The sequence below is a fragment of the Nocardia sputorum genome (assembly GCF_027924405.1).
Classification (GTDB): domain Bacteria; phylum Actinomycetota; class Actinomycetes; order Mycobacteriales; family Mycobacteriaceae; genus Nocardia; species Nocardia sputorum.
In genome coordinates this window covers 4,732,275-4,753,332 of the sequence record NZ_AP026978.1, presented here as the reverse complement: position 1 = coordinate 4,753,332, position 21,058 = coordinate 4,732,275, and the positions used below count along the sequence as shown (strand labels likewise).

At 69.0% G+C, this 21,058-nt stretch carries 21 protein-coding genes; 14 read left to right on the top strand and 7 right to left on the bottom strand.

Going from position 1 to position 21,058, the window contains the following annotated elements; genetic code table 11:
• The first annotated feature begins 84 nt into the window (after nt 1-84).
• The 4 genes from QMG86_RS21410 (at nt 85) to QMG86_RS21395 (ending at nt 6,077) form a co-directional block, all read left to right on the top strand.
• Complete coding sequence (locus tag QMG86_RS21410; protein WP_281881058.1) at nt 85-780, top strand: ABC transporter ATP-binding protein; 696 nt, start codon at nt 85-87, stop codon at nt 778-780.
• 67 nt (nt 781-847) lie between these two features.
• Nucleotides 848-2,524 carry a DUF885 domain-containing protein gene (locus tag QMG86_RS21405; RefSeq protein WP_281874431.1) on the top strand — a complete coding sequence of 559 codons (1,677 nt, stop codon included), beginning with the start codon at nt 848-850 and terminating at the stop codon, nt 2,522-2,524.
• A gap of 118 nt (nt 2,525-2,642) precedes the next feature.
• Nucleotides 2,643-5,387: a DNA polymerase I gene (gene polA / locus QMG86_RS21400; protein ID WP_281874429.1), complete on the top strand. Its 2,745-nt coding sequence runs from the start codon at nt 2,643-2,645 to the stop codon at nt 5,385-5,387.
• Nucleotides 5,388-5,582: 195 nt separating this feature from the next.
• Nucleotides 5,583-6,077, top strand: a complete 495-nt coding sequence (locus tag QMG86_RS21395) for a beta-class carbonic anhydrase (RefSeq protein WP_281874427.1) — start codon at nt 5,583-5,585, stop codon at nt 6,075-6,077.
• Between the two features lie 72 nt (nt 6,078-6,149).
• Here QMG86_RS21395 and QMG86_RS21390 read toward each other — a convergent pair whose 3' ends face one another.
• Nucleotides 6,150-6,464 (bottom strand): DUF6191 domain-containing protein, encoded by a 315-nt coding sequence (locus tag QMG86_RS21390; RefSeq protein WP_281874425.1) that lies wholly within the window; start codon nt 6,462-6,464, stop codon nt 6,150-6,152.
• Between the two features lie 426 nt (nt 6,465-6,890).
• Here QMG86_RS21390 and QMG86_RS21385 point away from each other — a divergent pair, with 426 nt between their 5' ends.
• Nucleotides 6,891-7,328, top strand: a complete 438-nt coding sequence (locus QMG86_RS21385; protein ID WP_281874423.1) for a 2-isopropylmalate synthase — start codon at nt 6,891-6,893, stop codon at nt 7,326-7,328.
• 162 nt (nt 7,329-7,490) lie between these two features.
• Here the strand turns inward: QMG86_RS21385 and trxA are convergent, their stop codons facing one another.
• Nucleotides 7,491-7,862: a thioredoxin gene (gene trxA, locus QMG86_RS21380; RefSeq protein ID WP_063022420.1), complete on the bottom strand. Its 372-nt coding sequence runs from the start codon at nt 7,860-7,862 to the stop codon at nt 7,491-7,493.
• A 47-nt stretch (nt 7,863-7,909) separates the two neighbouring features.
• On the bottom strand, nt 7,910-8,440 hold the full coding sequence (locus QMG86_RS21375) for a 2'-5' RNA ligase family protein (RefSeq protein ID WP_281874421.1): 531 nt from the start codon (nt 8,438-8,440) through the stop codon (nt 7,910-7,912).
• Between the two features lie 79 nt (nt 8,441-8,519).
• On the opposite strand from QMG86_RS21375, the gene QMG86_RS21370 reads away from it, so the two are divergent.
• The 4 genes from QMG86_RS21370 to QMG86_RS21355 all read left to right on the top strand — a co-directional run bounded on the left by QMG86_RS21370 (nt 8,520) and on the right by QMG86_RS21355 (nt 12,546).
• Nucleotides 8,520-9,614 carry an isocitrate/isopropylmalate dehydrogenase family protein gene (locus tag QMG86_RS21370; RefSeq protein ID WP_281874419.1) on the top strand — a complete coding sequence of 365 codons (1,095 nt, stop codon included), beginning with the start codon at nt 8,520-8,522 and terminating at the stop codon, nt 9,612-9,614.
• Between the two features lie 263 nt (nt 9,615-9,877).
• Nucleotides 9,878-10,798, top strand: a complete 921-nt coding sequence (locus QMG86_RS21365) for an ABC transporter substrate-binding protein (RefSeq protein WP_281874418.1) — start codon at nt 9,878-9,880, stop codon at nt 10,796-10,798.
• 3 nt (nt 10,799-10,801) lie between these two features.
• On the top strand, nt 10,802-11,761 hold the full coding sequence (locus QMG86_RS21360; RefSeq protein WP_281874416.1) for an amino acid ABC transporter permease: 960 nt from the start codon (nt 10,802-10,804) through the stop codon (nt 11,759-11,761).
• Between the two features lie 32 nt (nt 11,762-11,793).
• Nucleotides 11,794-12,546, top strand: coding sequence for an amino acid ABC transporter ATP-binding protein (locus QMG86_RS21355; protein WP_063022517.1), 753 nt, complete (start codon nt 11,794-11,796; stop codon nt 12,544-12,546).
• Between the two features lie 408 nt (nt 12,547-12,954).
• Here QMG86_RS21355 and QMG86_RS21350 read toward each other — a convergent pair whose 3' ends face one another.
• Nucleotides 12,955-13,854 carry a LysR family transcriptional regulator gene (locus QMG86_RS21350; RefSeq protein WP_281874415.1) on the bottom strand — a complete coding sequence of 300 codons (900 nt, stop codon included), beginning with the start codon at nt 13,852-13,854 and terminating at the stop codon, nt 12,955-12,957.
• A 70-nt stretch (nt 13,855-13,924) separates the two neighbouring features.
• Between QMG86_RS21350 and QMG86_RS21345 the strand changes: the two genes are divergently transcribed.
• The 4 genes from QMG86_RS21345 (at nt 13,925) to QMG86_RS21330 (ending at nt 16,830) form a co-directional block, all read left to right on the top strand.
• Nucleotides 13,925-15,286, top strand: coding sequence for an FAD-binding oxidoreductase (locus QMG86_RS21345; RefSeq protein WP_281874413.1), 1,362 nt, complete (start codon nt 13,925-13,927; stop codon nt 15,284-15,286).
• Nucleotides 15,287-15,365: 79 nt separating this feature from the next.
• Complete coding sequence (locus tag QMG86_RS21340) at nt 15,366-16,250, top strand: SPFH domain-containing protein (RefSeq protein WP_281874412.1); 885 nt, start codon at nt 15,366-15,368, stop codon at nt 16,248-16,250.
• A 12-nt stretch (nt 16,251-16,262) separates the two neighbouring features.
• Nucleotides 16,263-16,421 (top strand): type II toxin-antitoxin system antitoxin, encoded by a 159-nt coding sequence (locus QMG86_RS21335; RefSeq protein ID WP_168434213.1) that lies wholly within the window; start codon nt 16,263-16,265, stop codon nt 16,419-16,421.
• Between the two features lie 100 nt (nt 16,422-16,521).
• Nucleotides 16,522-16,830: a hypothetical protein gene (locus QMG86_RS21330; RefSeq protein WP_281874410.1), complete on the top strand. Its 309-nt coding sequence runs from the start codon at nt 16,522-16,524 to the stop codon at nt 16,828-16,830.
• Here the strand turns inward: QMG86_RS21330 and QMG86_RS21325 are convergent.
• Nucleotides 16,808-17,659, bottom strand: a complete 852-nt coding sequence (locus QMG86_RS21325; protein WP_281874408.1) for a class I SAM-dependent methyltransferase — start codon at nt 17,657-17,659, stop codon at nt 16,808-16,810. The two genes, QMG86_RS21330 and QMG86_RS21325, sit on opposite strands and share 23 nt — an antisense overlap.
• 240 nt (nt 17,660-17,899) lie before the next feature.
• Here QMG86_RS21325 and rpsA point away from each other — a divergent pair, with 240 nt between their 5' ends.
• On the top strand, nt 17,900-19,366 hold the full coding sequence (gene rpsA, locus QMG86_RS21320; RefSeq protein WP_063022430.1) for a 30S ribosomal protein S1: 1,467 nt from the start codon (nt 17,900-17,902) through the stop codon (nt 19,364-19,366).
• Nucleotides 19,367-19,437: 71 nt separating this feature from the next.
• Here rpsA and QMG86_RS21315 read toward each other — a convergent pair whose 3' ends face one another.
• On the bottom strand, nt 19,438-19,980 hold the full coding sequence (locus QMG86_RS21315) for a hypothetical protein (protein WP_281874403.1): 543 nt from the start codon (nt 19,978-19,980) through the stop codon (nt 19,438-19,440).
• Between the two features lie 362 nt (nt 19,981-20,342).
• Nucleotides 20,343-21,020, bottom strand: coding sequence for an NAD(P)-dependent oxidoreductase (locus tag QMG86_RS21310; RefSeq protein ID WP_281874401.1), 678 nt, complete (start codon nt 21,018-21,020; stop codon nt 20,343-20,345).
• Nucleotides 21,021-21,058 lie beyond the last annotated feature (38 nt).

The window sequence follows — 21,058 nt, the reverse complement described above, 5'->3', positions numbered from 1 at the left end:
AAGACGGCGGTCACCGAGCCGGTGACCGAGGCGGCGCGCAAGCAGGCCGACGGTGGCGCGGCGCCGCTGCTCGAAGTCGAGGACATGGTCGTCAATTACGGCAGAATCCAGGCGTTGCACGGGATCTCGCTGACCGTCGCCGAGGGCGAGCTGGTCACCCTGCTCGGCGCCAACGGCGCGGGCAAGACGACCACGATGCGTGCGATGTCCGGACTGCTGCCGCTGACCCGGGGCCGGATCATGTTCGAGGGCCGCGACATCACCCGGATGAAGGCGCACGAGCGGGTGACGCACGGGCTGATCCAGGCGCCGGAGGGCCGGGGCGTGTTCCCCGGCATGACGGTGCAGGAGAACCTCGACATGGGTTGCTACGGACGGGGTTTCCGGCAGAAGGCCGAGTACGAACGGACGCTGGAGTGGGTCTTCGAGCTCTTCCCCCGGTTGCTGGAGCGGCGCAAGCAGGTCGGCGGCACGCTGTCCGGTGGTGAGCAGCAGATGCTCGCCATCGCCCGCGCTCTGATGGCGCGGCCGCGGCTGCTGCTGCTCGACGAGCCGTCGATGGGGTTGGCGCCCATGGTGATCCAGCAGATCTTCCGGATCATCGGCGAGATCAACCGGCAGGGCACCACGGTGCTGCTGGTGGAGCAGAACGCCCAGCAGGCGCTGGCTCGCAGCGACCGCGCCTACATCATGGAAACCGGGGAGGTCACCAAAACCGGTCGCGGCGCGGAATTGCTCACCGATCCCGCGGTGAAGTCGGCGTATCTCGGCGTGGGTTAGGCGGCTTCGCCCGGCGGGCGTGTCCGCTCCGGTGCCGCGCGGCCCGGCTCGAGGCATGATCGTGACCATGGATGGTCACGACGAGCTGATGAGCCTGGCCGAGCGGTACTGGGACGCGGTGCTCGAGGCGGCGCCGAGCGAGGCGACCTTGCTCGGCGACCGCCGCTTCGACGATCGGATCGAGGATCTGTCCGTCGACGCCGAACAGCGGCTGCTGTCGACCTGGCGCGAGTTGCTGCGCGCGGTCGACGCGCTCGACGCCGACCTATTGAGCCCGGCCGACCGCATCACCCGCAGCTTGTTGCGCACCGAGCTGAGCGGCGCGGTCGAGCACCTGGAATGGCGGCCGGTGGAACTGGCCTCCGACCAGATGAACGGCGTGCACGCGGGGGTGCTGATGGTGGCGCCGCAGACGAACGCGCCGCAGCCGGAGCACGCGCTGGCGCTGGTGCGCCGCTACCGGCAGTTCGGCGACATGCTCGGCCAGGCCGTGGAACGCTTCCGGGCCGGACTCGCCGCGGGCCGCCCGCCCGCGCGGATCACCATCGAGCGCTCGCTCAACCAGTTGGACGGCTACTTGGACTCGGACATCGCCGCCGACCCCTTCGTCACCTTCCCCGGGCCGGAGGGCTGGGACGGTGAGGCCGCGTGGCGGTCCGAATTGGCCGAAGTGGCGCGGGATGTCATCCGGCCCGCGTTCCAGGTCTACCGCGACGCGCTCTACGACGAACTGCTGCCGGCCGCCCGTCCCGACGACCGGCCGGGCCTGTGCTGGCTCGGCGCCGACGGCGAGGACATCTACCGGCGGCTGCTGCGCCATCACACGACGCTGCCCGAGCTCGGCGCCGACGAGATCCACGACCTGGGGCTCGCGGAGCTGGCGAAGCTGCGCGAGGAATACGCGACGGTGGGCGCGCGCCTGTTCGGCGCCGCCGATCTCGGCGAGATCTTCGCCCGGCTGCGCGAGGATCCCGCGCTGTGCTACGACGACGCCGAGCAGATCATGTTCGACGCCCGCCGGGCGCTGGCCCTGGCCACCGCCGAGATGGGGAATTGGTTCGGGCGCCTGCCGAAGGAGTCCTGCGACATCGTGCCGGTGCCCGAGTTCCTGGCCGCGGATGCGCCTGCGGCGTACTACTTCCCGCCCGCGGCCGACGGTTCCCGGCCGGGCACGTATTTCGTCAACCAGCACCATCCCACCGGCCGCGGCCGCTTCGAGACCGCGTCGGTGGCCTATCACGAGGCGATTCCCGGCCACCATCTGCAGTTGACCATCGCCAACGAACTCGACCATCTGCCGCGCTTCCAGCGCCAGTCCTTCGCCAACACCGCCTTCGTCGAAGGCTGGGCGCTCTACACCGAGCGGCTGGCCGACGAAATGGGGTTGTACGAGGACGATCTCGGCCGGCTCGGCATGCTGGCCGGGGACTCCTGGCGCTCCTGCCGCCTGGTGGTCGACACCGGCCTGCACGCGAAGGGATGGAGCAGGCAGCAGGCCATCGACTTCATGGTGGCCAACGCGCCGGTCGGGCTGGCCGAGATCACCGTGGAAGTGGACCGCTACATCGCGATGCCGGGCCAGGCGGTCGGCTACAAGATCGGTCAGCTGGAGATCCTGCGCCAGCGGGTCGCGGCCACCGAGCGGCTCGGCGCGGCCTTCGACATCAAGGCCTTCCACGACGTGGTGCTCGGTTCCGGGTCGGTGAGCCTGCCCGTGCTGCGGGAACTGGTCGCCACGCTGTGAGGCCGCGGGGCGCGGCCGACGTCCGCGCCCCGCGAGCCGGAGTACCGGTACCCGGCCGCTCGCGGCTGCCGGGTGTCGGCGTATCGCCTTGTCGGTGCCGGTCCCTAGACTCTGGGACGTGAGTTCACCCACGACCGCTCCCCGTCCTGCCCCCGCGTCCGGCTCCGGCGATCCCGGCTCGGCAGACCGGCCGACGCTGCTGCTGCTGGACGGGCATTCGATCGCCTACCGCGCGTTCTTCGCGCTACCGGCGGAGAATTTCAAGACGGTCACCGGGCAGACCACGAACGCGGTGTACGGCTTCACCGCGATGCTGATCAACCTGCTGCGCGACGAGAAGCCGACGCATGTGGCCGCCGCGTTCGATGTCTCGCGCCAGACCTTCCGCGCCGAGGCGTACCCGGAGTACAAGGCCAACCGCACCACGACGCCGGACGAGTTCCGCGGCCAAGTCGAACTCACCAAGGACGTGCTGGGCGCCCTGGGCATCCCGGTGATGGCGATCGACGGCTTCGAGGCCGACGACATCATCGCCACGCTCGCCACGCAGGCGACGGCCGCCGGTTTCCGCGTGCTCATCGTCACCGGCGACCGGGACTCGATCCAGTTGGTCGACGAGAACGTCACGGTGTTGTACCCACGCAAGGGCGTCTCCGACCTCACCCGGTTCACGCCGGAGGAAGTGATGGCCAAATACGGCCTCACCCCGAACCAGTACCCCGACTACGCCGCGCTGCGCGGTGATCCCAGCGACAACCTGCCGGGTATCCCGGGGGTGGGGGAGAAGACCGCCGCCAAGTGGATCCGCGAGTACGGCGACCTGAACACCTTGGTGGAGAAGGTCGACCAGGTGAAGGGCAAGGTCGGCGACGCGCTGCGGGCGAACCTGAGCAGCGTGGTGCTCAACCGGCAGCTCACCGAGCTGATGCGGGAGGTGCCGTTGCCCTACACCCCCGATCAGCTGGCGCAGGGGCCGTGGGATCGCGAGAAGATCCATCAGCTGTTCGACGATCTCGAGTTCCGCGTGCTGCGCGACCGGCTGTTCGAGACGCTGGCTCCGCCGGAGCCCGAGGCGGAGGCCGGTTTCGAGATCAGCGGCGGCGCGCTGGAGATCGGCGCGGTCGCGGGCTGGCTGGCCGAGCACGCGAAAGCCGGTGTGCGCCATGGTGTCTCGATCGCCGGTACGGGTTCTCCGGCCGGTGGCGACGTGCGCGCGCTCGCCATCGCGGCGGGCGACGGCGAGAGCGGTTACATCGACGTCACGGTGCTCACCCCGGAGGACGAGGCCGCGCTGGGGGCTTGGCTCGCCGACCCGGCGGTGCCGAAGGCGCTGCACGAGGCCAAGGCCGCGCTGCACGCCCTGCGCGGCCGCGGCTGGACCCTTGGCGGATTGACCAGCGATACCGCGTTGGCGGCGTATCTGGTCCGTCCCGGCCAGCGCACGTTCAACCTCGACGACCTGTCGTTGCGCTACCTGCACCGGGAACTGCGCGCCGAGGTCGGCGAGACCCCGCAGCTGTCGCTGCTCGACGACGAGGACGCCGTCGACGCCGAACTGGCGCGGGCGCAGATGCTGCGCGCGCGGGCCGTCGCGGACCTGGCCGACGCGCTCGACGGGGAACTGGCCCAGATCGAGTCCACCCCGTTGCTGGCGGACATGGAGCTGCCGCTGCTCGGCGTGCTGTCCACCTTGGAGGAGGCGGGCATCGCGGTGGACACCGACCAGCTGGCGACGCTGCAGCGCCAGTTCGCCGACCGGGTCGCCGAGGCGGCCGAGGCGGCCTACGACGTGATCGGCAAGCAGATCAACCTGGGCTCGCCCAAGCAGTTGCAGGTGGTGCTGTTCGACGAGCTGGACATGCCGAAGACCAAGCGCACCAAGACCGGCTACACCACCGACGCGGACGCGCTCGAGTCGCTGTACGAGAAGACCCAGCACGCGTTCCTGGAGCACCTGCTCGCGCACCGGGACGCCACCCGCCTGAAGGTCACCGTCGACGGCCTGCTCAAGTGTGTCGCCGAGGACGGCCGCATCCACACCACGTTCAACCAGACCATCGCGGCCACCGGCCGGTTGTCCTCCACCGAACCGAACCTGCAGAACATCCCGATCCGCACCGACACCGGCAGGCAGATCCGCGACACCTTCGTCGTCGGCGCCGGCTACCAGTCGCTGATGACCGCGGACTACAGCCAGATCGAGATGCGGATCATGGCGCATCTGTCCGGGGACGAGGGGCTGATCGAGGCGTTCAACTCGGGCGAGGATCTGCACAGCTTCGTGGCGTCGAAAGCGTTCGACATCCCGATCTCCGAGGTGAGCCCGGAGATGCGCCGCCGGATCAAGGCGATGTCCTACGGGCTGGCCTACGGGTTGAGTTCCTACGGTCTGTCCGCGCAACTGAAGATCAGCACCGCCGAGGCGAAGGAGCAGATGGAGGTCTACTTCGCCCGTTTCGGCGGCATCCGGGACTACCTGTACGAGGTGGTGGAGCAGGCGCGCAAGGTGGGTTATACCCAGACACTGTTCGGCCGCCGCCGCTACCTGCCCGATCTGGACTCCAGCAACCGGCAGCGCCGGGAGGCGGCCGAGCGGATGGCGCTCAACGCCCCGATCCAGGGCACCGCGGCCGACATCATCAAGGTGGCGATGATCAACGTGCACCGGGCGATGCGTGAGGCCGGTCTGCGCTCCAGGATGCTGTTGCAGATCCATGACGAACTGCTGTTCGAGGTCGCCGAGGGGGAACGGGAGGCGCTCGAGGCGCTGGCGCGCGAGCAGATGTCCGCGGCGATCGCGCTGTCGGTGCCGCTGGAGGTCTCGGTCGGCGTGGGCCACAGCTGGGACTCCGCCGCGCACTGACCGGTGCATCACAGAAGGACATGCCGGGCCCGACCGCAGGGGCCCGGCGTACGGCATCCCGAGAGCTATCATCGGGCCGCCGCGTGCAAGTAAACGAATCACGGTGAACGGGACGGATGTCCCGTGCCGCGCGGCGACCTACCGTGGGGCTGGTCATACATAGGGATTCACGCATACCGAGCTCAGGGATGGCCCATGACTGTCACCGATGAGTACCTGCAGAACAACGCGGCTTATGCGAGCACCTTCCAGGGTCCGCTGCCGCTGCCGCCCTCGAAGGGCGTGGCCGTGGTCGCGTGCATGGACGCGCGGCTCAACGTGTACGGCGCGCTCGGCCTCGCCGAGGGCGAGGCGCACGTCATCCGCAACGCGGGCGGCGTGGTCACCGCCGACGAGATCCGCTCGCTGGCCATCAGCCAGCGGCTGCTCGGGACCAGGGAGATCATCCTGATCCATCACACCGATTGCGGCATGCTCACCTTCACCGACGACGACTTCAAGGCGAGCATCCAACAGGAGACCGGAATCAAGCCCGAGTGGGCGGCGGAGGCGTTCACGGACCTGGAAACCGATGTGCGCCAATCGATCGCGCGCATCGTCGCCAGCCCGTTCGTGCCGCACAAGGACTCGATCCGCGGCTTCGTCTTCGACGTCGCCACCGGCAAGCTGAACGAGGTCCTTCCCCAGTAGGGAATCCAGACGCACTGCGACTCAGTGGGATCCGGGTGCGATCACCTGTATCCCACTGCGTAGTGGTGTGTTTCACGAAGGCCGGCGCGTGACCAGGCGCGCCGAGCCGGTGGTGAGATCCACCTCGTCACGGGGCGGAGCGCCGTCGGAGGGATCCTCCCGGTGCATCAGCGTCGTCATCCGCTGCTCGAACTCGTGGTGTTTGCCGCCTTGGAAAACCGCCGTGACTTCTTCGAAGCCCGCGGCCGCCACCGGATGGCCGGACCGCTTGCGGGTCCAGGGCAGCGCGCGGGCGCCGGTGATCTTGTTCCAGGCCACTTCGGCGAAGGCGAACAGGATGAGCAGGACGGCTAGGCCCGGGATGGTCATGGCCACGAGGAGACCCATGTCACCGACGCTACCTTCCGCGTGGCCGCACAGCTCTGAACTGCGCGAACAGTACTCGTCAGTAGACAAATCGGGCATCGAATGTGGTTGCTATTGCGTCGCGATGTCCCTATCCTCGATGCCGTGCCGAATCCCGCCGACCGCCGCAGCGCAGCGCTCCTTGTCGCAGACCGCGACAGCGCTCTGCTTTCGGCGTCGCTCACCGGGCCCTCCGTGGCTGCGCAGGCTACCGCCTCCGAGCCCGAGGTTCGCGCCGAGCTACTTCCGCTCACCGCGATGGTGGCGCCGCGTCCCCGCGTTCTCGTAGTACCCCGCCGTAGCGGGGTCTGATCCGGGCCGGCCCCCTCGCTGCGGGCTTTTCCACTTGTTAGTGCTGGTCCCCTCTGTCAACTGAGCCACGACATACTTCGGGAAGACCTACTTTCAATGACCATCCTGACTCTTGATACAGACATGTTCCACGCCGCCGCTCCCAAGGGCCTACGCGCCGAAGCTGCGGGGCTGACCTCGGCGGAGTTCCACAGCCGTTACTGCGCGCACGGCGGTGCTATCCGCCTCGGGGAATGGTCGCCCGCGGGCGCCGGAACCGCGGCGTTCACCGCCACGCTGGAATTCGCCGGTCACCTGCGCACCGTGGTCGCCACGGGCAACCCCGTCGCGGCGATGACGTCGGCCCTTTACGACGAGGGCTACCCCGTGGAGATCCTGCAATTCCATCAGCGGCGCACCGCGGACGGCACCGCCACCTTCGTCCAGTGCGAATGCAACGGCAGGCGCGGCTGGGGGGCGGCCATCGCCGATGACGGCGCCGAGTCGACGGTCCGCGCCATGATCGCGGGCGTCAACCTGCTCGGCGCGTCCTGAATCGAGCACCGAACCGCGGGGCGGCAGCACGCCGCCCCGCGGTGTCGCGTCGGCAGACCCCGGACGCACAGCGGGCCCGGACACGGACTGCCGCTTCCGCGTGTCCGTCTCCGGGCCCGAACGAAACTCGTTGCGGCGCAGTGTCTCACCGCGCCGCGCGCATTACTGTCCGGCCTGCTGCTGCTCGGCGAGCTGCTTGCGCACCTCGTCCATATCCAGCGCCTTGACCTGGGTCACCAGATCCTCGAGCGCCGCGGGCGGCAGCGCGCCGGGCTGGGCGAACACCAGCACACCTTCCCGGAACGCCATGATGGTCGGGATGGAGCGGATGTTGGCAGCCGCCGCGAGGCCCTGCTCGGATTCGGTGTCGACCTTCCCGTGCACCACGTCGGGGTGCTTGTCGGAGGAGGCCTCGAAAGTCGGTGCGAAGCTCTTGCACGGACCGCACCAATCGGCCCAGAAGTCGACGAGTACCACGTCGTTTCCGGTGACGATCTCATCGAAATTGTGCTGGGTCAGCGTCTGGGTGGCCATGACGTCCTCTCGTTTCGGTGTGCCTGCTATAACGCGGGCTTCCTCGGTTATCTTCCACGGCGGATCCGGCCGACCGGCCACTCGCGCCGCTGATCCCCGTCCCATCGACGGATACCCAGCACCGTCGCCGGAAAATCCCGGTCTTGCGCTACGGCGTGGATGGCCTCGCCGAGCTGGTTCGGTGGCAGCCGCCTGGCCAGGGTGATGTGCGGAGTCCACGCGTCCGGATGCACATTGGCCGGGACGCCGGGGCACGGGGAGACTGTGTGGAAGATCCGGCGGTGCAGCGCGAGCAGCGCCTCGGACGGGACCACCAGTCGCACCAGGATGGGGCGGCGCGCCCCGAAGACCACCAGTCCACCCAGGCGCACCGGGATCGGCGCGAAGGCCTGTTCGTCCAGCGCTTGCTCGATGCGCGGCCAGATCTGCCTGGCCACGGCGGCGGTGATGTGCGGGCGGTTGGACTCGTCGGTGCGCGCGGCGAGGCTGCGCACGCCGGCCTCCGCGAGCATCTGCCATTGCCGGCGGATCTCCGTGTCGGCGGCCTCGTCGAGGAGTAGTTCGACCGACTGCACCATGGTCCACCGAAGGTAACCGCAACCGGCGTGTCCGCGGGCCGGTTCCGGCGGCCGGGCCCCTCGGCGGGAGGATGTCCCGGTGAACGACGCGAATCGGCCCCGGACGACGCGGGCATTGCGGCTCGGCCTGATCGACGGCGACGGCATCGGCCCGGAGGTGGTGCGAGCCGCCAGGCAAGTGGTCGACGAGGCGCTGTCGGCCGCGGGAGCCGCGCCGGTGGAATGGGTGCCCTTGGTGATGGGGCACCGCGCCATCGCCGAGTTCGGCACTCCGCTGCCCGAGCAGACGCTCGAGGAGCTGTCCGGGGTGGACGCCTGGATTCTCGGTCCGCACGACAACGCGTCCTATCCGGCCGAACACCGCGTCGCGCCGGGCGGCGTGATACGCAAGCACTTCGACCTCTACGCCAACATCCGTCCCGCGCGGGCCTTCGCGGGCGTGCACGCGGCGGCGCCGGATATCGACCTGGTGATCGTCCGGGAGAACAGCGAAGGGTTCTACGCCGACCGCAACATGTTCGCGGGCTCGGGGGAGTTCCGGCCGACGCCGGATATCGCGATGTCGGTGGGGCTGGTGACCAGGGCCGCCTGCGAGCGGATCGCGCACGAGGCGTTCCGGCTGGCCGCGACCCGGCGCAAGCGGGTGACCATCGTGCACAAAGCCAACGTGCTGCCGCTGACGATGGGGCTGTTCCGGGACGTCTGCCAGGAGGTCGGCCGGGCGTATCCCGGGGTCGAGGTCGATGACGAACACGTCGACGCGGCGGCCGCGCACCTGGTGCGTGCCGCCGCCGATTACGACGTCCTGGTCACCGAGAACTTGTTCGGCGACATCCTGTCCGACTTGGCCGGGGAGTTGAGCGGCTCGCTCGGGCTGGCCGCGTCGCTCAACTGCTCGGCCACCACGGCGATGGCCCAGGCGGTGCACGGCGCCGCGCCCGCGCTGGCCGGGCACAACCGGGCCAACCCGGCGGCGTTGCAGCTGTCGGCGGCGATGCTGCTGCGCTGGCTGGCGACTCGGGACGCCGAGGTCGCCTTCGCGCGGGCGGGTGAGCGGATCGAGCGGGCGGTCGCCGCGACCTTCGCGGCCGGCATCGCCACCGCCGATCTCGGAGGACAGGCCTCCACCGGTGAATTCACCGAGCAGGTGTGCGCCAGGGTGCATCGCAGGTAGCCCCGGTGCCCAGAAGTCTTGTGGCACAGGGATATCCGCCCCGGCGGTCGATGTCTCTGCCCGAGCGGGCCGCGGTGCCGCGTCCGGCTGCTCGACCAGGCACAGGAGGCCGGGTCCGGCCCGGGGTAGGGTGTCCCGCCGATGCGCCCGGCACGAATTCGCGCCGGGAGTTCGTGTTGCTGTTGCATTACTGTCCAGCGCGGAGCGGCCGGGTCGCTTAGATTGCCAAACGGGTGATGACGCCCGGGTTGCGTGGAGCCAAAATGTGGAGGGCTGCAGTGTCTGATCGTTCGTTTCTCGGCAGGCGCGCCCTGCGAGCCACCCTGGGTGCGCTCGCCGCGGGCGCACTGGTGCTGACCGGGTGTACCAACACCGAGGAAACCGGCCCCTCGGCGGCCAAGGTGCAGGTGGACAAGGTCGACGAGCTCGCCGCCCAGCTCCCCGACAAGATCAAGCAGTCCGGCAAGCTCGTCGTCGGCGTGAACATTCCCTACCAGCCGAACGAGTACAAGGACGCGAGTGGCCGGATCGTCGGCTTCGACGTGGATCTGATGGACGCGGTCGCCTCCGTGCTCGGCGTGAAGGCCGAATACGTCGAGTCCGCGTTCGAGAAGATCATCCCCTCGATCCAGGCCGGTACCTACGACGTGGGCATGTCCTCGATCACCGACTCCAAGGAACGCGAGCAGCAGGTCGACTTCACCACCTACTTCAACGCGGGCGTCCAGTGGGCCCAGCAGAAGGGCAAGCCGATCGACCCGGAGAACGCCTGCGGCAAGAAGGTCGCCGTGCAGGCCACGACCGTGGAGCACACCGACGAGGTGCCCGCCAAGAGCGCCAAGTGCGTCGCCGAGGGCAAGCCCGCCATCGACATCAAGCCGTTCGACGAGCAGAGCGCCGCGACCAACGCGCTGGTGCTCGGCCAGGTCGACGCGATGTCGGCCGACTCCCCCGTGACGGCGTACGCGATCAAGCAGAGCAACGGCAAGATCGAGACCGCGGGCCCGGTGTTCGACTCCGCGCCCTACGGCTGGGCGGTGCCCAAGGGCGCGCCGCTGGCCGCCGTGCTGCAGAAGGCGGTCCAGCACCTGATGGACAACGGCAAATACCTCGAGATCACGAAGAACTGGGGCGTCCAGGAAGGCGCCATCACCAAGTCGGTCGTCAACGGCGCCGTGAGCTGATCGATGGTGGACAACGACACTCGGCCTGCGCCCGGCGATCCCGGTCCCGGCGGAGCGGACTCGACGCGGGAGCCGGAGCCGATCAAAGCGGTTCCGCTGCGCAGGCCGGGCCGTTGGATAGCGGCGGCGGTGATTCTGATCCTGGTGGCGCTGTTCGTCTACGGCGCCGCGACGAACCCGGCGTATCGCTGGGACACCTATGGCAAGTACCTCTTCGACACCCGGATCATGGCAGGCGCGGTCGTCACGCTCGAACTGACCGTGTGCGCGATGGCAATCGCGGTCGCGCTCGGAACGATGCTCGCGGTGATGCGGCTGTCGCCGAATCCGGTGCTGCGCGCCACGTCGTGGGTGTATCTCTGGATCTTCCGCGGTACCCCGGTGTTCGTGCAGCTGGTGTTCTGGGGCCTGGTCCCGTCGCTGTACAGCAAGATCCAGCTCGGCGTCCCGTTCGGACCGCAGTTCTTCCATCTCGACGTGCAGCAGTTGCAGGCCGCGTTCGCCTTCGCCGTACTCGGACTCGGTCTCAATGAAGCCGCCTACATGGCCGAGATCGTCCGGGCCGGAATCAACTCCGTGGGCGAGGGACAGCGGGAGGCGTCGTTCGCGCTCGGCATGTCCTGGAGCCAGACCATGCGCCGTACCGTGCTGCCGCAGGCCATGCGCGTGATCATCCCGCCGACCGGCAACGAGCTCATCGGCATGCTGAAGACCACCTCGCTGGTCACCGGCATCCCGCTGAGCACCGACCTGTTCGGCCGGGCGCGTGACATCTACGGCGTGAACTTCCAGCCCATTCCGCTGTTGCTGGTCGCCGCCACCTGGTACTTGGCGATCACGAGCGTGCTCATGATCGGGCAGTACTACTTGGAGCGCTACTACTCGCGCGGCGTCTCCCGCCGGCTGACCGCCAAGCAGCTGCAGGAACTCGCCGACGCCCAGCAGGTGGAGAAGGCGAAATGAGCGTGGACGTGGCGAAGACCGCCGCCGCTCCGATGATCGTCGCGGACCGCGTCTGCAAGAACTTCGGCGCGCTGCAGGTGCTCAAGGGTGTCTCCCTGGAGGTGGGCCGCGGCGAGGTGCTGTGCCTGATCGGGCCGTCCGGCTCCGGTAAGTCCACCTTCCTGCGCTGCATCAATCACCTGGAACAGGTGAACGCGGGCCGGCTGTACGTGGACGGCGAGATCGTGGGTTACCGGGAGAAGAACGGCAAGCTCTACGAGATGCACCCGCGCGACGCGGCCAAGCAGCGCCGCGAGATCGGCATGGTGTTCCAGCACTTCAACCTGTTCCCGCACCGCACCGCGCTGGAGAACATCATCGAGGCGCCCACCCAGGTCAAGAAGGTGCGCAAGGCGGACGCGGTGACCAGGGCGCGGGAACTGCTGGATCGCGTCGGCCTGGCGGACAAGGCGAACGCCTACCCGGCGCAGCTGTCCGGCGGGCAGCAGCAGCGCGTCGCGATCGCCCGCGCGCTGGCCATGGACCCGAAGCTCATGCTGTTCGACGAGCCGACCTCCGCGCTGGACCCGGAGCTGGTCGGGGAGGTGCTGACGGTCATGCGGGAACTCGCCCGATCGGGCATGACGATGGTGGTGGTTACCCACGAGATGGGGTTCGCCCGTGAGGTCGCCGACCAGCTGGTGTTCATGGACGGCGGTGTGGTGGTCGAGGCGGGAGCGCCGCGGCAGCTGCTGGCCGATCCACGGCACGAGCGCACCAAGGCGTTTCTGTCCCGACTGCTCTGAGCCGGATCACCGATCCTGCCGGACGCCCGCAACCGTGGCGACTAACCGTCGGCTGGACCGGACCTGTGATCCGCCACCCGGGCCGAGGTGCGCGATTCGGTGCGGGCAACCGCTCAGCGCGTAGGCGATGCGCCCGCTGCCCGGGCAACGCCTCGGTCGCGGGTGCGATCGCCCGCTTCGCGTTCCGCCATTCTCGGGTGATTTCGCGCAGGGTGCCTTTCCACGGTTCTCGTGGCGAGGCTCGAAGCCCTGCTTCCTGTCGGCGCGGAGGGCGGTGCACACCTGCCCGAGCTGGACATTGGGCGTCGGGTCGCGTGACGCGGGGTGGGCGGTGGGTGGGCAGGGCGGTGCTGTCCGGCCGCGCGAGCAGCAGTTCGGTCGCGACGCCCGGGTGGGTGGTCGCTGGGCTCAGGTATCGGTGCGCAAGGCGAGGCGCAACTGTCCCAGCAGCACCTTGGCAGCCGGGCTCGCCGGGCGGTCGGTGCGCCAGGCCAGGGCGAGCCGCCCACGCGGTTCCGGCTCGACGATGCGAATGGTCCGCACCCCGAAGGCCGCGGCCTCCGCGGCGGTGAGCTCGGGCACGACGGCCACGCCGAGACCGCGTGCGGCCAGGCGCAGCAGCAGCGCGGGCGCCGCCGCCTCGTAGGCGATGCCGGGCTCGAATCCGGCCGCCGCGCAGGCTCGCTCGAAGACGCCGCGAATGCCGGTGCCCGGTGTCAGGCAGATCAGCGGACGATCGCGCAGTGCGATGAGCGGCAACTCGGGACCGCAGCTGGGCTCCGCCGCCGCGACCGCGGCCACCAGCGCGGTCTCCAGCACTACTTCGATGCCGATGGCAGGATCGAGCTCCGCGCCGGTCAGGCCGATCAGGGCCATGTCCAGCTCACCCCGGCCGAGGGCGGCGAGCATCCGCTCCGAGGTGTCCTCGGTGAGGCTGATGCCGACCTGCGGATGGTCGTGATGGAAGTCCGCGAGCACGGCGGCGACGTCGAACTCCTCGACCGCCGCCCCCGAGATGAGGCCCATCCGGACTCGACCCCGCAGCAGGCCGGTGAACTCGTCCACCGTGTGGGTGACTCGCTCGCCGGCGGCCAGCGCCGCTCGCGCGTGCGGCAGGACGGCGGCGCCGACTTCGGTCAGGGTGACGCCGCGCCCGCCGCGGTCGAGCAGCGGATGGCCGAGTTCGCGCTCCAATTGCCGGATTTGGGCGCTGAGCCCCGGCTGAGCCAAGTGCAGCCGTGCCGCGGCGCGCGTGAAGCTCGCCTCCTGCGCGACGGTGACGAAGTAGCGGAGTTGCCGCAATTCCATAACTAATCATTATAACGTTCAGAAGAAGTATCTGTTTTACTTCTGACGCCTCGTGGAGCATGGTCGAAGCATGGGAAACAACGCAGCACAGACCACGGAAAAGCTCGATATCTTCACCGGTCCGGTCTTCCGCCCCGGGGACGAGGGCTACGACGCGGAGATCGCCGGCTTCCAAACCGCCTATACGCACCGGCCCGCGCTGGTCGTCGGGGCGGTGCACGCCGAGGACGTGCGCGCCGCCGTGGAGTACGCCGCGCGCCACGATCTGCCGATCGCCGTGCAGGCCACCGGCCACGGGCTGTCCGTCGCCACGGACGGTGGGTTGCTGATCAGCACCCGGCGGATGACGGGCGTCCGGATCGACCCGGCCCGCCGGACCGCGTACGTCGGCGCGGGGGTGCGTGCCGGCGCGCTGGTCGAGGCGGCGGCCGAGCACGGATTGGCGCCGCTGAACGGTTCGTCGCCGTCGGTCGGCGTGGTGGGCTATCTGCTCGGCGGCGGCGTCGGGCTGCTGGCGCGTCAGTTCGGCTACGCGGCCGAGCACGTGCGGACGATCGAGCTGGTCACCGCCGACGGCCGGGTGCGCACTCTGACGCCGGAGGACGAGTTGTTCGGCGCGGTGCTCGGCAGCGGCGGCAACTTCGGCGTCGTGACGGGGCTGGAGGTCGGCCTGGTTCCGGTGAAAACGGTGTACGGCGGACAGCTGGTCTTCGACACGCCGCTGGTCGAGCGGGCGCTGGAGGCGTGGCGGCGGTGGACCGCGACCGTGCCGGACGAAGTGACCTCGACGGTCACCATGCTGGCCTTCCCGGACATCCCGCAGGTGCCCGCGCCGCTGCGGGGACGGTACGTCGCCTCGGTCCGGATCGCGTACAACGGGCCCGCCGAGGAAGGCGAACGACTGGTCGCGCCGTTGCGGGCGGTCGGGGAACGCCTGAAGGACGACCTGCGCGCCATGCCGTACACCGAGTCGCACACCATTCACAGCGACCCCGACCACCCGCACGCCTACGCGGCCACCAACGCCCTGCTCGGCGAGTTCACCGCGGAGACTGCCGCGGCCCTGCTCGACGTCGCCGGCCCGGAATCCGGCGCCGGGGCGGTCGTCGACGTGCGTCATCTCGGTGGCGCGCTGGCCCGCACCGGCGACGCCGGGATCGCGGTGGACCATCGCGACGCGGCGTACATCGTGCGGATCATCACCGATCCGGCCGACACCGCGACCCGGGCGAGAATCCGCGCAGCGCTGGCGCCGTGGACGCTCGGCCACAGCCTGAATTTCCTCTACGGCGCGGGCGCCGAAGCGGACGAGGCACAGACCCGAGCGGGGTATCGGCCGGACACCTACGCCCGGCTGGCCGCGCTCAAGGCTCGGCACGATCCCCGCAATCTGTTCCGCTTCAACCGTAATATCCGGCCGGACGCCGGGTGATTCGCCGCCGCCGCGCTCTGGCCGGGCGCGGCGGCAGCATGCTATCTTCGTGATATCACTCTGATATTGGGAGGATGTCATGCAGTTTCGACCCGCGTTCCACGTCAACGGCTTCCTGGTGCTGCTGGGGTGGTTCGTGCTCACGGTCTTGTTCGGCGGCGGCGCGGCGCTCGGTTTCGTCGTGGGCGCCCGGGACGGCAACGCCCTCGCCGTGGGCGGCGCGGTGGCGGCGACCGTCGTGGTCGTCGTCCTGCTGCTGCTCGCGACCGGGCTGACGGTGGTGAACCCGAACGAGGCCAAGGTGGTCCAGTTCTTCGGCCGCTACGTCGGCTCGGTGAGCGAACCGGGCTTCTTCTCGGTGCTCCCGTTGACCGACCGCAAGAGCATCTCGCTGCGCGTGCGCAACTTCGAGACGCAGAAGCTGAAGGTCAACGACGCCGACGGCAACCCCGTGGAGATCGCCGCGGTGGTCGTCTACCGGGTGGTGGACAGCTTCAAGGCCGCCTTCGCCGTCGACGACTACGAGGAGTACGTCGAGACCCAGTCCGAAGCGGCCGTCCGGCACCTGGCCACGACGCACCCGTACGACGCGCACGAGGCCGACACCACCAGCCTGCGCGACGGCGCCGAGGTGGCCGAGGAACTGACCGTCGAACTGCGGGAACGCACCGAGATGGCGGGTATCGAGGTGCTGGAGGCGCGGATCACCCACCTCGCCTACGCGCCCGAGATCGCCCAGGCGATGCTGGTTCGCCAGCAGGCCGCCCAGGTGGTCGCGGCGCGGACCAGGATCGTCGAAGGCGCGGTCGGAATGGTCGGGCTGGCGCTGGAGCGGCTCACCCAGGAGGGCATGGTGGAACTGGACGAGGAGCGCAAGGCGGCGATGGTGTCGAACCTGCTCGTCGTCCTGTGCGGTGACCGTCCCACCCAGCCCGTCGTCAACGCCGGTTCGCTCTACTCCTGAGGCGGACTGCCCATGGCCGAGCGCAAGAAACTGCTGCTACGCCTGGACCCGGCCGTCCACGACGCCATCGCGAAGTGGGCGGCCGACGACCTGCGCAGTATCAACGCCCAGATCGAATACGCGCTGCGTCTGGCGCTGGAGCAGGCGGGGCGCAAACCGAAGTCGCAGTGACACGACCTCGATACCGATCAGAGATGGTGCCCTGGCTCGAGGGCGCGAAGACTGCAAGGTGTCAGCAAATGTCCGGCCATCGGCACCGAAAGGGGAAATGATGACCACGATCGTGCACATCGACGACACCGTGCGTGACTACGAGACGTGGAAGCCCGCGTTCGACGGTCTGGAGCAGTTCTTCGCGGAGGCCGGAGCTCGCAACTGCCGGGTGGCCCGATTCACGCACAACCCGAACCGGGTGCTCGTGGAGCTGGATTTCGACACCATGGCGGAGGCCGAAGCCTTCCGGGACAGCCTGCACAAGCTCATCGACCTGCCCCGAACGCAGATGCTGCTGGTCAGCCACGAGGTATCCCTCCTCGAGCTGATCGACGACCGGCACCTCACGGTCCGGGCTTCCTCGTGACGAAGATGGCCGTACCGGGGAACAACTCGCCGCGCAGCGGGCTCCACTGCCCCCATTCGCGCTCGAGCCACTCCGGCCATTCCGGTTCGACGATGTCCTCCACCACCAGTCCCGCCGCGACGATCTCCCGGACCCGGTCGCCGATGGTGCGGTGGTGCTCGACGTAGACGGGCACGTCGTCGCCGTCGAGCTCGACGTAAGGCGTGCGATCGAAGTACGGGATGGTGGCGGTCAGCCCCGCCGGGCCGGGATCGTCCGGGAAGATCCAGCGCATCGGGTGGTTCACGGAGAAGACCCAGCGTCCACCCGGCCGCAGCACGCGCGCCACCTCGCGCATCACCAACCCCGAATCGGCGACGAACGGCACCGCGCCGAACGCCGAGCAGGCCAGATCGAACGACGCCTCCGCGAACGGAAGGGCCTCGGCGTCCGCCTGGACCAGCGGCACCCGCGGACCGCCGCGCGCCATCACCGCCAGGCCCCGCTCCAGCATGCCGCGCGACAGATCGAGCCCGACCGGACGCGCGCCTTGTCCCGCCAGCCAGCGCGAGCACGGGGCCGAGCCGCAGCCGATCTCCAGCACCCGCTTGCCGGAGACATCCCCGAGGAATCGCATATCGCCCTCGTGGAGACCCTCGGGGCACCACACGAACTCGCCGCCGGCGGAGTCGACGCCGAGGAAATCCCCGTGCGTCTCGTGGTATTGGGCGGCATCGGCGTCCCACCACCGTCGGCTGGCCACCCTGCTGGCCGCCGATCCGATCCGGGTCCGCGCCGTGCCCGCCGTTCCGAGCAGTGCGTTTGCTTGCGCATGGCGATCTTCCGACACGCCGATCAGACTATCGGCGTGGCGACCCGACGGTTTGCCCGCCCGGACCGAGGTCGCGTACGCTGAACGCGCGAGTGTCTTCCGTACAACCGTACCGGAGTTCAACCCGTGCTGAGTTTCACGCGCGTCGCGTGCGGTACGTTCCTAAGTGTCCGTCTTCACACCTCGCGGTGAGATCGCAGCGTACCGAAAGTTCCAATGTCCGCAACCGACCACAATCCGTCCGGAGCAAACCGACATATGCCCACCACCGTCACCTCGCCGCAGGTAGCCGTCAACGACATCGGCTCCGCCGAGGATTTCCTCGCCGCCATCGACGCCACGATCAAGTACTTCAACGACGGCGACATCGTCGAAGGAACCATCGTCAAGGTCGATCGCGACGAGGTCCTGCTCGACATCGGTTACAAGACCGAAGGCGTCATCCCCTCTCGCGAACTCTCCATCAAGCACGACGTCGACCCCAACGAGGTCGTTTCCGTGGGCGATGAGGTCGAGGCCCTTGTTCTCACCAAGGAGGACAAGGAAGGCCGCCTGATCCTGTCGAAGAAGCGGGCGCAGTACGAGCGTGCGTGGGGCACCATCGAGGAGCTCAAGGAGAAGGACGAGGCCGTCAAGGGCACCGTCATCGAGGTCGTCAAGGGCGGCCTGATCCTCGACATCGGCCTGCGCGGCTTCCTGCCCGCGTCGCTGGTCGAGATGCGGCGGGTCCGCGATCTCCAGCCGTACGTCGGCAAGGAGATCGAGGCCAAGATCATCGAGCTGGACAAGAACCGCAACAACGTGGTGCTGTCCCGCCGCGCCTGGCTGGAGCAGACCCAGTCCGAGGTCCGCAGCGAGTTCCTGCACCAGCTGCAGAAGGGCCAGGTCCGCAAGGGTGTGGTCTCCTCGATCGTCAACTTCGGCGCCTTCGTCGACCTGGGCGGCGTGGACGGTCTGGTGCACGTCTCCGAGCTGTCCTGGAAGCACATCGACCACCCGTCCGAGGTCGTCGAGGTGGGCAACGAGGTCACCGTCGAGGTGCTCGACGTCGACCTGGACCGCGAGCGCGTCTCGCTGTCGCTCAAGGCGACCCAGGAAGACCCGTGGCGTCAGTTCGCCCGCACCCACGCGATCGGCCAGATCGTGCCGGGCAAGGTCACCAAGCTCGTTCCGTTCGGCGCGTTCGTCCGCGTCGAGGAGGGCATCGAGGGCCTGGTGCACATCTCCGAGCTGGCCGAGCGCCACGTCGAGGTGCCGGACCAGGTCGTGGCCGTCGGCGACGACGCGATGGTCAAGGTCATCGACATCGACCTGGAGCGCCGCCGGATCTCGCTGAGCCTCAAGCAGGCCAACGAGGACTACCACGCCGAGTTCGACCCGTCGAAGTACGGCATGGCCGACAGCTACGACGAGCAGGGCAACTACATCTTCCCCGAGGGCTTCGACCCCGACACCAACGAGTGGCTCGAGGGCTTCGACAAGCAGCGCGAGGAGTGGGAAGGCCGCTACGCCGAGGCGGAGCGTCGCCACAAGATGCACACCGCGCAGATGGAGAAGATGGCGGCCGACGCCGCGGCCGAGGCCGCGAACGGTGGCGGCGCGTCGAACTACTCCTCCGAGAGCGGTTCGCAGTCCTCCGCCAGCCAGGCCGAGCCCGCCGGTGGTTCGCTGGCCAGCGACGCCCAGCTGGCGGCGCTGCGGGAGAAGCTGTCCGGCAACGCCTGATAGGCAATAGTTCGAACGACTGTGCCCCAACCGGCATTCGGTTGGGGCACAGTCGTTTTCGCTGAGCGCCTTCAGACCTTCCCGGTGCGCGAGGTCTTCGTGGTACCGCCGCGTTCGACTTGTGGCGCGTGCGCGGGTCGCCGTGCCGCCTCGTGCGGCGCCACCATCTGAGCCGTGGTGAGCGCGACGACCTGTATCTGTTCGAGCCGCAATCCGCGCGAGGCCAGCCGTGCGATGACGCCGAGTCGATGCTCGGGCAATCCGGGGCGGATCACCAGCGGGTCCTGCCCCGGGCGACGCAAGACGTACGTTCTGCGTTCGGTGTCGTAGTGGACGGGGATGCCGTCCCGGATGGCTCGGTAAGCATCCAAGTCCAAATCGCTGTGCCGGACCGGGTCGATCATCAGCGACTCGACCAGTTGGTCCGCCTGCCGCAGCCACGGCTCCTGGTCCGACGGATCCAGGTGCTCGATCCGCTGGGCCACGCGCCACCGGTAATCCTGCGCAGCGGGGCGCAGCAGGGACCGGTGCCGGTCGATTTCCGCCGTGAAGGCCACGGGCTCTTCGTGGTCCACGGCGCGTCGGTCGGGCGTCGAAGCTTTGACGTCGGGCATGAGGACCCCTATCTCTCGGGTTGCGGATTACTTTGTGTGGCAACCAGATCGACGTCCGACACTTCGTATTGTGTCGGAGGGGTCCGACAGAAACCGCGTGCCCGGCACCGGTCCCGATGGTCAGCTCTTGCAAGCGGGCGGTGGTCGATGATCGGGCCCGTGCTGTGGACATGTGCAGCGGTCGGGCACGCGACAGCGGTGCGGCGCACAGGGCGCCGGTGATCATTCGCACGCTGCCGACCCCATCGCGGCAGCCGCTGCGAGCCGCGCTCGGTCGGCGTTCGCGCCGGCCACCTGGCCGAGGCCAGGTCCCGCAGACGTGGCGATCGTGGTGGAGCGCGGCTTCCGCCTGGTGCGTCCGCTCAGTAGCCGACGGTGAAGCGGCGCTGGACGAAGCGTGGCAGTTCGACTTCGTCGAGGAGGGCGACGGCCACGTCTTCCGCGGAGATGTCCGGGCCGCCGACCAGGAGTTGATCACCGCCGATCCGGAAGCGGCCGGTGCGCTCGCCGGGATTGATCCGTCCGGAGGAGGGGCTCAGATAGGTCCACTTGCGGTTGGACAGCCGATAGATGTTCAAGGCCTCGCGTAATGCGCGCACGACGCGGGCGTACTCAGCGGGCACGTCGAGCACCTCGGTGAGGGTGCGGGTGAACTCCTCTCCGGTGTCCAGCAGTTGCATGCCGGGTGCCACCTCGAGGCTGCCCGCCCCGCCCACCGCGATCAGGCGCACGCGCGGCTGCCGGTCGAGCGCGGCGACCATCGCCCGCGCGCCCACCACGAAATCGTCCGCCCTGGCGATGGTGTCGGCGATGCCGTGGCCGGCGTTCACAGCGCTTACGACGACGTCGCGGCCGGTGATCGCCTCGGCGATGCTGCCGGCGTCGAGCCAGTCGGCCACCGCCCACGCCTCGTCCCCGCGCCGGGCCGGAAACCGCGCCGCATCGCGGGTGAAGGCGGTGACCCGGTGCCCCCGGCGCAGCGCTTCGCTGACGACGCGCGATCCGATGATGCCGGTCGCGCCGAACACACCGATATCCATGACCACTCCTTAACGCTATTCATTTACTACACGGCGTT

What these genes read in the sequence shown, in the direction of transcription:
- QMG86_RS21390 (WP_281874425.1), bottom strand. Translation starts at nt 6,464, where the DNA reads ATGGGTCTCCTCGTGGCCATGACCATCCCGGGCCTAGCCGTCCTGCTC.
- QMG86_RS21385 (WP_281874423.1), top strand. Translation starts at nt 6,891, where the DNA reads ATGACCATCCTGACTCTTGATACAGACATGTTCCACGCCGCCGCTCCC.
- trxA (WP_063022420.1), bottom strand. Translation starts at nt 7,862, where the DNA reads ATGGCCACCCAGACGCTGACCCAGCACAATTTCGATGAGATCGTCACC.
- QMG86_RS21365 (WP_281874418.1), top strand. Translation starts at nt 9,878, where the DNA reads ATGTGGAGGGCTGCAGTGTCTGATCGTTCGTTTCTCGGCAGGCGCGCC.
- QMG86_RS21405 (WP_281874431.1), top strand. Translation starts at nt 848, where the DNA reads ATGGATGGTCACGACGAGCTGATGAGCCTGGCCGAGCGGTACTGGGAC.
- QMG86_RS21340 (WP_281874412.1), top strand. Translation starts at nt 15,366, where the DNA reads ATGCAGTTTCGACCCGCGTTCCACGTCAACGGCTTCCTGGTGCTGCTG.
- QMG86_RS21395 (WP_281874427.1), top strand. Translation starts at nt 5,583, where the DNA reads ATGACTGTCACCGATGAGTACCTGCAGAACAACGCGGCTTATGCGAGC.
- QMG86_RS21315 (WP_281874403.1), bottom strand. Translation starts at nt 19,980, where the DNA reads ATGCCCGACGTCAAAGCTTCGACGCCCGACCGACGCGCCGTGGACCAC.
- QMG86_RS21335 (WP_168434213.1), top strand. Translation starts at nt 16,263, where the DNA reads ATGGCCGAGCGCAAGAAACTGCTGCTACGCCTGGACCCGGCCGTCCAC.
- QMG86_RS21310 (WP_281874401.1), bottom strand. Translation starts at nt 21,020, where the DNA reads ATGGATATCGGTGTGTTCGGCGCGACCGGCATCATCGGATCGCGCGTC.
- QMG86_RS21345 (WP_281874413.1), top strand. Translation starts at nt 13,925, where the DNA reads ATGGGAAACAACGCAGCACAGACCACGGAAAAGCTCGATATCTTCACC.
- QMG86_RS21360 (WP_281874416.1), top strand. Translation starts at nt 10,802, where the DNA reads ATGGTGGACAACGACACTCGGCCTGCGCCCGGCGATCCCGGTCCCGGC.
- QMG86_RS21350 (WP_281874415.1), bottom strand. Translation starts at nt 13,854, where the DNA reads ATGGAATTGCGGCAACTCCGCTACTTCGTCACCGTCGCGCAGGAGGCG.
- QMG86_RS21410 (WP_281881058.1), top strand. Translation starts at nt 85, where the DNA reads ATGGTCGTCAATTACGGCAGAATCCAGGCGTTGCACGGGATCTCGCTG.
- rpsA (WP_063022430.1), top strand. Translation starts at nt 17,900, where the DNA reads ATGCCCACCACCGTCACCTCGCCGCAGGTAGCCGTCAACGACATCGGC.
- QMG86_RS21330 (WP_281874410.1), top strand. Translation starts at nt 16,522, where the DNA reads ATGACCACGATCGTGCACATCGACGACACCGTGCGTGACTACGAGACG.
- QMG86_RS21375 (WP_281874421.1), bottom strand. Translation starts at nt 8,440, where the DNA reads ATGGTGCAGTCGGTCGAACTACTCCTCGACGAGGCCGCCGACACGGAG.
- QMG86_RS21355 (WP_063022517.1), top strand. Translation starts at nt 11,794, where the DNA reads ATGATCGTCGCGGACCGCGTCTGCAAGAACTTCGGCGCGCTGCAGGTG.